The organism is Fodinibius halophilus (assembly GCF_011059105.1).
Lineage (GTDB): Bacteria > Bacteroidota > Rhodothermia > Balneolales > Balneolaceae > Fodinibius > Fodinibius halophilus.
On the sequence record NZ_JAALLS010000002.1, the window covers coordinates 257,664 to 271,388 of the forward strand.

General features: G+C 39.6%; 11 protein-coding genes. 8 read left to right on the forward strand and 3 right to left on the reverse strand.

What is annotated here, in order from left to right; all coding sequences use genetic code 11:
• Positions 1-77: 77 nt before the first annotated feature.
• Entirely contained in the window at positions 78-968 is an 891-nt protein-coding gene (locus G3569_RS02855) for a hypothetical protein (protein ID WP_165265881.1), read from the reverse strand.
• A gap of 34 nt (positions 969-1,002) precedes the next feature.
• Positions 1,003-3,318 carry a TonB-dependent receptor gene (locus G3569_RS02860; RefSeq protein WP_165265883.1) on the reverse strand — a complete coding sequence of 772 codons (2,316 nt, stop codon included), beginning with the start codon at positions 3,316-3,318 and terminating at the stop codon, positions 1,003-1,005.
• 388 nt (positions 3,319-3,706) lie between these two features.
• On the opposite strand from G3569_RS02860, the gene G3569_RS02865 reads away from it, so the two are divergent.
• The 4 genes from G3569_RS02865 (at position 3,707) to G3569_RS02880 (ending at position 10,159) form a co-directional block, all read left to right on the forward strand.
• A complete protein-coding gene (locus tag G3569_RS02865) occupies positions 3,707-4,375 on the forward strand; it encodes a nitroreductase family protein (protein WP_165265885.1) in 669 nt (222 codons plus the stop codon).
• Between the two features lie 189 nt (positions 4,376-4,564).
• The gene (locus G3569_RS02870; RefSeq protein WP_165265887.1) at positions 4,565-6,643 is read left to right on the forward strand and encodes a PAS domain S-box protein; all 2,079 of its coding nucleotides are present in this window, start codon (positions 4,565-4,567) and stop codon (positions 6,641-6,643) included.
• Between the two features lie 202 nt (positions 6,644-6,845).
• Complete coding sequence (locus tag G3569_RS02875) at positions 6,846-8,858, forward strand: PAS domain-containing protein (RefSeq protein WP_165265889.1); 2,013 nt, start codon at positions 6,846-6,848, stop codon at positions 8,856-8,858.
• A gap of 164 nt (positions 8,859-9,022) precedes the next feature.
• Positions 9,023-10,159 (forward strand): 6-bladed beta-propeller, encoded by a 1,137-nt coding sequence (locus G3569_RS02880; protein WP_165265891.1) that lies wholly within the window; start codon positions 9,023-9,025, stop codon positions 10,157-10,159.
• An 8-nt stretch (positions 10,160-10,167) separates the two neighbouring features.
• On the opposite strand, the gene G3569_RS02885 is transcribed toward G3569_RS02880, so the two are convergent.
• On the reverse strand, positions 10,168-10,341 hold the full coding sequence (locus G3569_RS02885; protein WP_165265893.1) for a hypothetical protein: 174 nt from the start codon (positions 10,339-10,341) through the stop codon (positions 10,168-10,170).
• Between the two features lie 51 nt (positions 10,342-10,392).
• Here G3569_RS02885 and G3569_RS02890 point away from each other — a divergent pair, with 51 nt between their 5' ends.
• The 4 genes from G3569_RS02890 to G3569_RS02905 all read left to right on the forward strand — a co-directional run bounded on the left by G3569_RS02890 (position 10,393) and on the right by G3569_RS02905 (position 13,644).
• Entirely contained in the window at positions 10,393-10,986 is a 594-nt protein-coding gene (locus tag G3569_RS02890) for a hypothetical protein (protein WP_165265895.1), read from the forward strand.
• Positions 10,987-10,998: 12 nt separating this feature from the next.
• Positions 10,999-11,253 carry a hypothetical protein gene (locus G3569_RS02895; protein ID WP_165265897.1) on the forward strand — a complete coding sequence of 85 codons (255 nt, stop codon included), beginning with the start codon at positions 10,999-11,001 and terminating at the stop codon, positions 11,251-11,253.
• 63 nt (positions 11,254-11,316) lie between these two features.
• On the forward strand, positions 11,317-12,456 hold the full coding sequence (locus G3569_RS02900; protein ID WP_165265899.1) for a 6-bladed beta-propeller: 1,140 nt from the start codon (positions 11,317-11,319) through the stop codon (positions 12,454-12,456).
• A gap of 42 nt (positions 12,457-12,498) precedes the next feature.
• Complete coding sequence (locus G3569_RS02905) at positions 12,499-13,644, forward strand: 6-bladed beta-propeller (protein WP_165265901.1); 1,146 nt, start codon at positions 12,499-12,501, stop codon at positions 13,642-13,644.
• Positions 13,645-13,725: the final 81 nt, after the last annotated feature.

A 13,725-nucleotide genomic window follows, 5' to 3' on the forward strand; every position in this document is an offset into this window, starting at 1 on the left:
ATCAACAAAGAATAGGCCAGCTAGACGCAGTTAAGTTTACTGTGGCAAGAATAGTTTGAGCTTCCAGCTGCCCTCCGTTAATTGCCAGCAGAGGTATAAAAGTCATAAGTAAAGGTTCCTTCGCGGTAAGCCCCAACAAAGCCAAGTCCACCGTCGATGTCTGGTGATTGGAGAGGGTTTTCGGGTCCATATCCCCCGTTTGCATGTTCCCAATCTGGTCCAAAGTGAAGATACTTAACCCGAACAGTTTTTGAATCTAGTTGGTTGCAACTAACAGTTGGGTTTAAATAGAGGGGGTTAACATTTCGATTGCCAATTTCGGGTGGTGGAAAGACTTCAACCAAGAGTTGGCGTGTACTCAAGGTAAGATACATTTCATCAGTATTCTCACGGTGTTTTACTTGGTCAACTTTACCTACTTCCGACCACTTGTATTGCCCTTTATATTTGAAACCTATTTTCATTCGGATACTTTCAGGATCGGGAACATTTTTATAGTTAAAGGTTATCTGTTGCGTGCAAGCCACACTATCAGGATCCGATAAAGATATTTGTGTGATGTCAGGTGTTGTTATTGTACTTGTTATCGGTTCTTCTGCAGCCTTCCCATCAACAGTAACCTTATAAGTAGAGGCAGGGTCCATTTTTTGTTTGACAATAAAGTTGTGGGTATAGTGCCCTGAAAAGTTGACAACGGTATCTTCGAGTATGTTACGGCTGCCAGTCTGTAGGTCCTCAAATGTTACCTTGGCATCCAAAGATTTGGCTTTTTTTGATAGGAATGGGGTATTGAGATTCTTAACCCTGATGTAATTGGGTGAGTCATCAATTTTTAGGGCTCCATACATTGAATAGGTGCCTGTTTTTTCTTCAAACGGACTGATATTTCTGTCTTCACATCCTACGAACAGAATGCAGGTAAACGTAAAGAGGATGAATATAAAGGGATATTTTGATTCAAACATCATAGTAAGACAAGACAAGTTTATAATTAGGCCATACTTATTTATTAATGTTGGCAGTTACTGAGATGTAGGGTAGTAATGGGGTTTGGTCAACTTGGCTCAAAGTATTTACATCATAATAGAATACATTTCTCATGTTATAGGCATTAATCGCACCGGCTTCTGCTTTCAGTGCAAAGTTGGGTGTCAGTTCAAAGTTCCGACTCAAGGAGATATCAAGGCGATGGAAGCTTGGAAGTTTGCCGTCAAAAGGTTTTGAGTACAGGGATTTTGCAGTGCCCCGGTTGGTTAGTACACCATCGTCGGGTAAATTATCGAGCTTCAGATCAAAGGCAAAAAGACGTGTGTAGGGACTTCCACTACTGAATCGCCAGTTTAGGTTAGCCGTAAAGCCAGCCACTTTGTAACTTGCGATAATGTTAAGTTGGTGTCGCAAATCGTGTGATGGATTGTATGTGAATTCAGAGCCTTCAAACCAGGTTGGAAGTGACGATTTCGGCATTTTGTATGTTACTTCTGCTAATCCGTATCCGAGAGAGAAATAAAATGGGTATGTGTTAAGCTCTAGTTGAATATCTGCTCCGTAAGTAAAGCCATCAGCAGTAATAGTACGGATGGTATTCCCGGGTTCTTGCGTCCACTTAGAAACCAAAATATTGGATTGATCTTTTACATATCCTTCTATACTTGCTTCAAAAGATTGGCCTACTTGGCGTCGATATCCTAAAATGCCATGCAGGGCTGTAGGCATTGCTCCCTCTGAACCTACTGGTTTATAAACATAGAAGACCGTTCCCGCATCTCGTTCGTCTGTTATACCTTCCGCCATTTGTACATATCGGCCAGCTGCGAAATTAAACTCATGACGGTCATTGTTATTAGGGTTCCATGCGATACGGATACGGGGTTCAAATGTCAAATGCATATCTTGAAGCCTGTTTTGAGAGGCTATGCTTGGCGTTATAGTCAAGCCTTCAAAAGGTTTTAAATCCAAGGATGCATATCCGCTGAAGATTGAATTAAACTTGTCCATAGAGCTATCTAAGCCGGGAAATCGTTGCTTTTTATCCCGTAATTCGGGATAAGGTTCATCCAGTTTAGCATCATAAAAATTCAAATTCCATCGAAACCCATAATCCATCTTCATGCCCAAGAAGGTTCCGCCATTATCAAATTGGAAATAGGCTTTGGTAACCCCGGATTCACGCCCAAAACCGTCGACGCCTCTTTCTGAACTGTTAAAATTGGAATATCCTGCAGTGATATCCAAGGTATGACTGACGTTCTCACCATATCCCAGACAGCGAATACCGGCAGCTGAGTTATTCCACTTGAGTTGCAAATTCCGCTCGGGATTGATTTTACCCCGGTCGTAGGTATGAAGTCCAGTTATATTACAGCTAAAACCAGGCCAGTTTACCGAGTAGCGAGCTATCAGATCATTAAATAATATCGGTACCTCTTCTCCAGTTAAAGAAGGAGCGGTTTGATCGATAGCAGAATGTCGGCCGATAATAAAGAACGAGCTTTTTTCTTTCATTACGGGACCTTCGGCTTGGAAAGAAACAAGGTATGGGCTTAAAGAAGCACTGCTCTCGTACTGTTTTAAATTACCTTGCTTCAGACTCACGTCAAGTACTGATGAGGTAGCTCCGGTATATTTGGCGCCAAATCCTCCGGCATAAATATTCACATTGTTAATAGCTTCTTTAGGGAAGGCTGAAAAAAGGTTAGAAATATGAAATGGTTTGATGATCGGCATATTATCGAGAAGAACGATGTTCTGTGAAGGGGTGCCACCCCGGATATAAAATTCGCCTCCTTTGTCACCTGTTGTAACCACCCCAGGCAGGGTTTGAAGATAGCTGCTAAGGTCTCCTCCAGAGCCCGGAGCTGGTACTAGGTCAATATCTTCAGTAGTAATAGTTTGTTGTCCTGCTTCGCGTTTGACACTTCCGCTTTTAACGCCAACAGTAACTCCCTCAGATTCGATAGTTTCGGTTTTAAGCGATACTTTTTGAACATGGGGGTCACCGCTTTCAAGGGTAATGGCTTTCCGATATTTTTGATATCCTATGTAGCTTATATGAATGTGATAAGTTTTGGGAGCTATGTTTGAAAACTCTTTAATTCCGTTTACACTGGATGCTCCGGCATGAAGGGTATCTCCTTCGGGATTGGTAAGTACTATATTGGCATTAACTATGGGCCTTCCGTTATCTTCAGAGGTGATAACCAAGCGAAGAGTCGCATCGGATGATTGGGCAAATGAGGATAGGATCGTTATTAGGATCCAAACGACAGTTAAAAAGCCAGTTTTGCTCGATTGAGAGAGAACAGTAGATTCTTTCATTATTGAAGTTATATTAAGATATCGAGAAAATATAAGTCCCGTTTTTCAACGCTGATAAATAGGGCTTAATAAATACCTAGAATTTAGATACATCGCAATTATAACAGGGTAAAATAGGTCTGGATAAGATTAATATTATTTAATACAGTTGATATAATCCTTAAAGGTGAGGTTGTAAAGTAGGTGTTACGTTTATTATAAGGGGAAAATTGCCTTTAAAAAAAGTAGTGCGAACCTTTAAAAGGTTATTGTAAAAGTTTATAAAGGTTCATTGGGGGAAGGAAGAAGTCTTATTTAGGAATGTAGCTGTTGTTATATAAGTATTCTTTTTTAAATTGCAGTGAAAATGAGATAGTCCCATAATTATAAGAGTAATAAAGCAGATCTTATGAATAGCAAAAACTTTGTTTTACATAATGAATACGAAGAATATCCTGTAGAGGAGATGCGCGAGAGAGCCCGCTCATTTTATGAGCATATGAGCCGGCGTCGAACAGTAAGAGAGTTTTCAGAACGTCTGGTACCACAAGAGGTAATCGAAGATTGCTTGATGACAGCAGGTACTGCTCCAAATGGAGCAAATATGCAGCCATGGCACTTTGCCGTAATAAGTGACCCGGAAGTAAAAAATGAGATCCGAGAAGCGGCCGAAGAAGAGGAGCGAGAGTTTTATGAGAATAGAGCTACTGATGAATGGTTAGAAGCTTTAGCCCCGCTTGGTACTGATGCTAATAAACCATTTTTGGAAGAAGCACCGTATTTAATTGCGATTTTTTCTCAAAGTTATGGAATCGATGAAGAGGGGAATAAACAGAAGCACTACTATGTAAAAGAATCAGTCGGTATTGCTACAGGTATGTTGATTGCAGCCGTCCATAACGCGGGCTTGGCTTCTCTAACCCATACTCCCAGCCCAATGGGTTTTTTAAATGAAATACTGGATCGGCCAAGTAATGAACGTCCCTTTCTTTTGCTTGTGGTAGGATATCCGAAAGAGAATGTTAAAGTACCCGATATTTCTAAAAAGCCGCTGAAGGATATCGCCAGCTTTATTTAATAGCTATGGGCCTATTTTGCCAACCTCTGCTGGGGCGGAGGCGATTATTGTAATTTGTTAATAAACACAATAACTTATCCGTTTATCGCTTTATGAATGGGTAGGCTTTTGATGTTCAATAACCAGTGAATATTGTTTTACTATTTGCAGAAAAGTGAGCATAGGTGAAGCAATCGATTTTAAAATACTATGAATGAGCTAGAGCGCGGAGCTTTATGGGGTAGTTGGGAGCTCAATATTGCAACGGATACATTCCGGTGTTCTTCCAAAGCAGCCCACATATTGGGACTGTCTTCCGGGAGAGGTCTGGATAAAGAAGAATTATCTGCCCATATCCCGTCGGGAGAGCGTAATAAGTTTGAAACTGTTATAGACAATGCAGCTAAGAAGGGGACTCTTGATACGGAATTGCGGATAGAGGAGAAAGATTCTTCATTCCGATATATTAAGTTACAAGCAGAACTGGTTGGTGCTGATGCCAATCAGCAAAAGCGATTAGTAGGAACAGTACATGAGTTGCTTAGTCCTGAGGCTGAAGTAAAGCTGGATAAGTCCCTGTCCAACTCAATGATCGATGGCTACCTGTTGATTTCGATGAATAAGAATGAAATTCTTGATGTTAATCCGGCGTATTGCCAAATGGTCGGTTATACGGCAGATGAGCTGATAGGAAAAAAAATTAATAACCTTGACCTGGTTGTTAATCAAGAGGACTTTAAGAGAAGAACAAAAAAGATAATAAAACAGGGTGGGGGTAGATTTAGAACTCGCCATCAACATAAAAGTGGCAAGGCTATACACTTGGAGGTGAGCATAACAATTTTGGAAAAGCGCGGAACCACCTTTGTTATGGCCTTTATGACTGATATTACTGATCGTATAACGACTAAACAAAAACTGGAGGAAAGTGAAGAACGCTGGCACCGGTTGGTAGAAAATGTTCCCCAAGGGATTGTTATTAGTGTTGACGGGCGGTTGCAATATTTAAACCAAGCAGCTTCGAATTTAGTTGAGGTAGCCGATCGTGAAAAACTGCTTGGTGAACAGATGGTCAACTTTGCCGATGGAAAGTATAAGGAGCGTCTTAGAAGTAGGCAGGAAAAAATAAAAGAAGTCGAAAAACTTCCGCCTGCTGATTTCGAGATTCCTGTTGAAGGGGATGATAAAAAAGTGATTCGTACTTATCCGGTCACCATAAAATATAAAGGGCAAGATGCCATTCTTGCTGTTTTAAACGATATTACAACTTTAAAAAAGAAGCAGGAAGAACTAAGGCAAGGGGAGAAAAAATGGAGGCATCTTGTTAAAAAAAATCCACAGCCGGTACAGATTGTACAGGCAGGAAAAATTGTTTTTATCAATCAGGCAGGAGCTTCGTTATATGGTGCGGAATCTCCTGATGAACTTATTGAGCGGTCGGCTTTCGATTTTACTCATCCCAATAATATAGATCTTGTTAAAGAGCGAAGAAGAAAATTTGAGGAAGGCTTACCGGTAGAAAACGAGCAGGAACAGAAAATAATTGACTTGGATGGTAATGAAAAACATGTATTAATTCATTCTATTGCTACGATCTATCAAGATAAACCGGCAATACAAACAGTACTTTTTGATCTTACAGAGAGAGAGCGTGAGCAGCAGAGGATTCGCAGCTCGTTAAAAGAAAAAGAAACGATGCTCAAGGAAATTCATCATCGCATTAAAAATAACTTGTCGGTGATTTCCGGTCTTCTGGAACTGCAAGCGATGAACACCGAAGAAGAGGCAACTTTAAATACGTTGAGAGATAGTCAGCAGCGTATCCATTCAATGGCTATGATTCATGAAAAGTTGTACCAATCAGAAGCTTTGGCAGATATCGGGTTTGATACCTACCTCAAAGAGCTCGTCGAATCGATAAGTCAAACTTATAATACAAGCAACAGAAATATTGATATCAGCTATGATTTAGAATCTACTTCTTTGGATTTAGATCATGCGATTCCGTGTTCACTTATTGTTAACGAGATAATCGTGAACTGCTATAAGCATGCCTTTGATGGTAAGAAAAATGGCAAAATAATGGTTAGTTCAGAAGTAAAAGGATCGGAACTGGTTATCAGAATTAAAGACAATGGAGACGGCCTGCCGGAAGATTTTGCCCTTGAGCAGCAACAATCGCTGGGTATGACTCTTATTCAAACCTTAACCCAACAATTGGATGGCACCCTTAACTTTTACTCTAATAATGATCAAGGGACAACGGTTGAGCTGTGCTTTGAGAAATAGCAATTATGGCTATTAAGAGGTGTTGAGTAGCTTTTCTGGACTTTTCTTTGATCCCTAATAGGGAAAGTTGGATAACACTGGATTAGTACTTTTTTATATGAAAATACCTTTAAAAAGCGTAAAGGGAGAAACTTGGCGTGATATTTGTAGCTATACTAATGGGGATTACAAAATATTTTTCTGAACCCTAAAATATAGATCAGTGCTTACAACGGTTTCAGCTACTTCGGATAATAAATCACTAGAAAACAGGTTTCATCTGCTGCATGAAATCACATCTCAGTCAGATAGAAGCATACCTCAACAGCTTGAGAAAGCCTTAGAGGTAACTTGTGGACTGTTAGATCTCGATATCGGTATTATAAGTCATATTGAGGGACAGCAGTATACTATCGCTCACAGTTGGTCAGAAGAAAATATTTTAGAAGAGGGGCAAGTATTTCCACTGGGAGAAACGTATTGCAGTATTACATTGGCAGTAAAAAATGTAGTTGCAATAGATAATATAAATCGTTCGCTCCATAAGCGTCATCCCTGCCACCAGGTTTTTGGGATGGAATCTTATATAGGGATTCCGCTCACAAAAGAAGGTGAGGTATATGGCACTCTTAACTTTTCAAGCTCAGAAGTCCGCGCCGAAAAATTCTCGGAACTTGATAAAGGCTTTATTTTACTATTAGGTGATTGGGTTTCTGATACGTTGCATAAAAAGGAGATGCAAGAGAAATTAAAGGAACGAGAAGAGCTCTATGAGGTGGTTACCGTTAATGAAACCGATATGGTATGTTTGCATGATCCCAACGGGACCTATCGTTTTGTTTCTCCATCGGCAGAAAAAATATTAGGGTATACCCCTGCTGAGCTTGTTGGAAGAAATGCCTACGAACTATTCCATCCGCATGATCTTAAGGATATCCGTAATAGATCGCATCAATCAGCCAGAGAAGGTAGGCAGGTTAAGAATTTTGAATATCGGATCCGTAAAAAAAATGGAGATTATATCTGGTTTGAGACCTCTACAGAACCTATTACCGACGAACGGGGAAAGGTGGTCCAGCTCCAAACAAGCTCTCGGGATGTCACAAAACGGAAAAAGCTGGAAATGCTGTTTAAGGAATCTCAGCGCCTTTCTTCAACCGGGGGATGGCAATACAATTTGGAGACAGAAAAATTGTTTTGGACAGAAGAGGTTTATCGGATTCATGAACTTCCGGTTGATAGAGAAATTACCGTTGATGAAGCTATAAGCTATTATCATGAGTCTGCCCAGCCTAAAATCAGGGAGGGCCTGCGAGAGGCAATTGATAAGGGAGAGGGGTATGATGTCGAGCTTCCCCTTGTTACCGCAAAGGGTAACAAGCGGTGGGTACGTGCCATTGGAAAAGTTCAAACAAATGAAATGGGAGAAGTATACCAGCTCTATGGAGTATTTCAGGATTTGACTCATCGGAAACGAATGGAAGACGAACTGAGAGATCGAAATCAAGAGTTGAAAAAACTCCATGAAACGAATAGTAAAATATATTCGGTAATTGGGCACGATCTTAAAACCCCGCTGTCATCAATCGTAGGATTTGCAGACCTTCTTATTGCAGATGCCGACAGATATGATGAAAGTGAAGAACTAAAAGAGAGCCTGGAGATTATACATCAATCTTCGGTAAATACGGCTTCTTTGTTGGAAGACCTGTTGGATTGGGCTCGCTTTCAGGATGGGGATTTGAGTTTAGATATTAAAGAGTTTCCTATTGCAACGGCTATTAAGCAGGTGGTAAACCTGTTACGGGTATCTGCGAATCGCAAAGATGTTACTTTCATCTTTGAAAACAACGATGCTGATAAAACAGTATTAGGGGACAGGCAGGTAATTACGACGGTGGTCCGTAATCTGTTGAGCAATGCCTTAAAATTTAGTCATCGGGGGGGCGAAGTTACTATCAGCTTAGCTTCTGATGATGACTATTGGCACGTAAAGGTCAAGGATGAAGGCCAGGGCATGTCGAAAGAGGTACAGGACCAGTTATTCCGAGACGAAACGAACGAAAGCCAAACGGGTACGGCCGGTGAAAAAGGAACGGGCATAGGGCTCCGTTTGTGCAAGGATCTGGTTGAATCGCACGACGGAATGCTTGATTTCGATAGTGAGCTGGGAGAAGGAACTACATTTGTCTTGAGTATTCCTTTTGCATCCCTGGTTTATGATAAAGTTTCTTAAGCATATCGATCGGCCAGTCGATTAATCAGGTTGCTGCTTACTTCCAGCGTCTGGCTAGCAAACTTGCCAAAGGAATCAGGTTTTAATTACCGGTTAGTTTTTGCATATATAATTTATATCGCTAAACTATTTGGTAGCGAAAAGTCTATTTAACTTGAGAGATAATGAGGACTAAAATATCGGTAATTATAGTCTTTTTCTTAATCGTAAGCTGTGGTTCTCCCGATGATCCTTATGCTGGAGAGTACATTGAACTGTCCTTTGAAGAGAGGTTAACGTTTGGCCAGCCCGACTCACTTTCAAAATCAACAATACATTATGCAAGAGATCTACGGTTAGGACCGGCCGGAAGAATCTATGTGGCCGATGCAGGGGTTTCAAAAATAAAGGTATACTCTCCTGAAGGTAAACTTGTTAATAGCTTTGGCAAGAGAGGGAGAGGGCCGGGCGAATTAACCGGTATCAAGGGATTTGCAGTAACGGATAGTACAGTTTTAGTCTGGGATAAAAACATTCAGCGAATGAGTATATTTGGTCTAGACGGTCAGCTTCGTACTGTACGTAACTTTGAGGGTTTGCCATCTCCTATGTATCTATATCCCTTCAGAAATTCTTACTTGGCTCTTCATGGGGATGGACATTACGGAAATCAATTTAGTAAAACACGTTTGGGTCACATTTACTCATCAGATTTTTCCGATAGGAAGAAAGATTTTTTAATCCTAGATGAAGTAAATGAACATTTTGAAGATATTTCCCAACTTTTACTTACAAGGTTTGGAAATATTTTAATTCAAGACAATCAAAAGTTTCTATTTATTCCGATCATCTATAACGGAAATATATATGAGTATTCAAAGAATTCAAGTAGTTGGGGAAAAGAGCATAGTTACAAAGGTTTGAACCAGCAATTGCCTTATTCAATTGTTGAGAATGGTAATGAACGAAAACCTGATGGAAGGATATCTTCCGTGAATATCTCTAAAGACATACAATTCATAGCTCATAACATGTCCCGAGGTCTGTTAAAATATAACGGCTATCTTTTCCATTTTACGTTTTCCGACATTGATGATAAACGGGTGTTGGGTGTTGAGGTTTACGATGAAAATGTATCTCCAATTGGATATAGTCCCATTAAATCTATACCAATTTCTAATGAACGAGATAACTACCTAAGCTGGTCTGTAGAGGAGGTCGATGAAAATGGCAATTTCTACTTCTTGCAACGAAACGATAAAGGCATGCAAGTACGGGTAATGCAGGTCAACCACGAAGATTTAGAACGCCTGAGTGAGTAATAAATATTCTAAGCAAACCGATCGGCCAGCCGGTTAATGAGGTAGCCGCTTTCTTCGAGCGCCTGGCTGGCAAACTTCCCAAAGAAATCGGCGACGGCTTCAAGTTCTATATAACTGTAAGTCCCGCAAGTATTAGGTTTTGCTAATATTTGTAAAACATGGGGGGGGGTAAAGTGTAACATTTTGGGTTGGCTAGTCTCTTGTAGGTAAACAGATAACTATTAAAGAGACTTATGAGCGCTAAAAATATAACAGCTTCTATTTTAGTACTCATTGGATTTGTAGTACTGGGCATTACCTTTCTAAAAGGCGGTGACCAAAATGGTTCAGAGTTTGAGGGGCATTTAGATCCTAAAGATCATGCATATAACCCTGCCTTGATAACCAATTATATAGATTCGACGAAATCGTATGATGCCTTGGCGCTATTTGTTGTAGCAGATGAATTGTGCTCCAGCTGTATAAATGAAATTATAGAATATGCGCAAGCGGTCAAAGAGTATGACAGCTCACCCTTGAACAGCTTTTCAGTAGCGAAACATGGCGTTATTGTAGGTAATGATTCTACCGATTACCGGCGGATGAATCACTTAATTAAGTTCCCTTTCTCATCAAGTTTGTTGGACAAAAAGTCAAAGCTGGCAGCAAAGATAAGAGCATGGAAACAGGATGTGAGTGGAATTAACCAAATCGTATTATTTGATCTAAGAGAAGAACAAGTGGTTGGGCGTATAGGTATTTTTACCTCTTCTACTACTCCGACCTTTAAAAAGAATCTGGTTCAGGAAGCCTTCTATGAACTGGAAGCGAAACAAAACCTAAACTAAATAGAGAGTACTATGTTACATACATTAAAAGAGAACCTATTTGTAATACTTGCAACGTTATTCTTCACTGCAACCCTCGCATTTTCCTTTACTGCTTATGGACAAACGAGTGGCGATTGTGAAGCTTGTGGTGGAGATCCCGATGATGGTGGTACTTGTTATGCCGTGGATGCAGGAGCAACTTTATGTAGACCAACAATGTTTGGTTGTACTCAAAGCGGTAGCTGTGAAAATGGATATCCTGTATTAGAGTTAGAAGAAGTTTAAATGTGAAAAAATATCATCTCTGCCGGTTAAACACTTGGCAGAGGTGATAAAAATCAAGAATTTATGATTCGAAATATTATTTTTTTTGCAATTATTTTAGGTTTTATTTTTTGTTGTAAGAATCAAGATCCTTACCAAGGTGAATATATTGAGTTGTCATTTGAAGAGATGTTAACGTTTGGTCAGCCCGACTCACTTTCAGAGTCAACAGTAAATTACGCACGAGAAGTTCGATTAGGGCCGGGGGGGAGAATCTATGTGGCCGATGCGGGGGTTTCAAAAATAAAGGTATATTCTTCTGAAGGTAACCTTGTCAGTAGTTTTGGTAAAAGGGGCAGGGGGCCGGGAGAAATAACCGATATACAAGGATTTGCAGTGACCGACAGTACGGTTTTAACATGGGATCAAAATATGCAGCGAATAAGCATATTTGGGTTAAACGGTAAGCTCAAAACTGTAAAAAACTTAAAAGGAAGTCCGTTTCCCATGCATATATACCCTTTGGAAAATTCATATTTGGCTCTGCACGAGGAAAATAAAAACTTGGATAAGTACAATACGGTACGACTAGGCCATATATATTCTGCAGATTTTTCAACCCCTCAAGCAAACTTTTTAAGGGTGGAAAATATCAACGAAAATATTGAAAAAATATCTGAAATCTTGGGGGGATGGTATGGTTCTTTGCATATTGTAACAAATCAAGAATTCATATTTGTTCCTTTTATATATGGCGGTAAAATATATAAATACGCAAAGACGAATAATGGATGGCAACAAGTTGATACCTATGACGGCCTAAATCGGCAAACACCTTTTTCTTTAATGGAAGAAACGAATGGAAAAAGGAAGCCGGATGCCGCGATCTCATCAATATATCGATCTGAAGATATCTCCTTTATTGGCCACAACTGGTCCCGCGGGTTATTTAAGTATGACGGTTATATATTTCACTTTGTCTTTACGGATATTAAGGAAAAACGAGTATTTGGTGTTGAGCTTTATAACGAAGATATGAACCCCATTGGATTTACGCCTATAAAGTCAATACCCATCACAAACCAAGAGGATAATGCTTTGGTTTGGGGAGTTGAGGATGTCGATAAAAATGGAAATTTCTACTTTTTGCAGAGAAATGATGAAGGCATGCAAGTACGGGTAATGCAGGTCAACCACGAAGATTTGGAGCGTCTGGTTCAGTAACAAATATTTCGGATAGCGTATTTTTTAATAAGTTTCATTGCTATGAAGAGGTACAGAGTATGTGCATGTTTGGTTGCGGTATTATACTTAGCAAGCTGTAATCCTGGAGAAGATTATAAGGATCGTTTTATCGATGTATCTTTTGAACAGGTAGTTCAATTTGGCAAAACAGATTCACTTACAAACAGTACTCTCCATGCGGTATCGGGTGTGGAAAGTGCAGATAATGGAAATATTTATGTAGCTGATGCAGCAGAGTCAGTAATTAAAGTATATTCCAGCAATGGGGATTATTTGAAGTCATTTGGTGAAAAGGGTAGAGGACCGGGAGAGTTTAATACTATTCGAAATATTGAATTGGCAGATAGTACTATTTATGTGTGGGATCAGCCATTGCAAAGACTATCTGTATTTAATGTAGATGGAAAATTGCTTAAAACGCATAGCATAAAAGGAGTTGCATCGACCATAAAAATAATTCCTTTTATGGACTCCTTTTTATTATTGTATCCGGAAGGTAGAACAGATCCGTCAAATATTGCTGATGTTACACTGGCACACTTTTATAAGGCTGATTTATCAGCAAAAAAAAGTAGCTTTCTGAAAATATCTGATTTAAATATTGGGAATAAAGGTATTTCCAGTTTTTTATTTTCGATAACGGGCAGTGTATTAAAAAAGAATAACGATTCCTTAATGTTTGTCCCTTCAATTTACAGTGGCACTTTTTATAGGTTTAAAAAGCAAAGAGGGAAGTGGAAAAAAGCTGAAGAGCTTAAGGGCATTTGGTCAAAAACTGCTTTTTCCCAAGTTGAAGAAGACTCTGACCGCAAACCGGACTTATCATTGTCCTCTATATATTATGATGATAAACTAAATTACATTATCCATAGTATGTCAAGAGGATTATTCTATTATAAGAACTACTATTTTCATTTTACATTCTCCGATTTTGATAAAACCAGGAAGTTCGGGGTGGAAATATATAATCAAAAGTTTGAACCGTTAGACTATGCCCCTATTAAATCAATTCCTATAACCAATAAAGAAAATAACCTAATCCAGTGGCATGTGGATGATGTTGACGAAGAAGGTAATTTTTATATCCGTGAACGGTATAGCGGGGGGAGCCGAATTCGTGTAATACAGGTCAGCCACGAAGACTTAGAGCGTCTATCTCCAAGCTAATTTTTAAGGCTTTCAAAGCCTTAAAAAACCAGCTTAGAGGGAGTTGTACTCCCGCATAAAAGGGTAAGCCGATGGAATAAC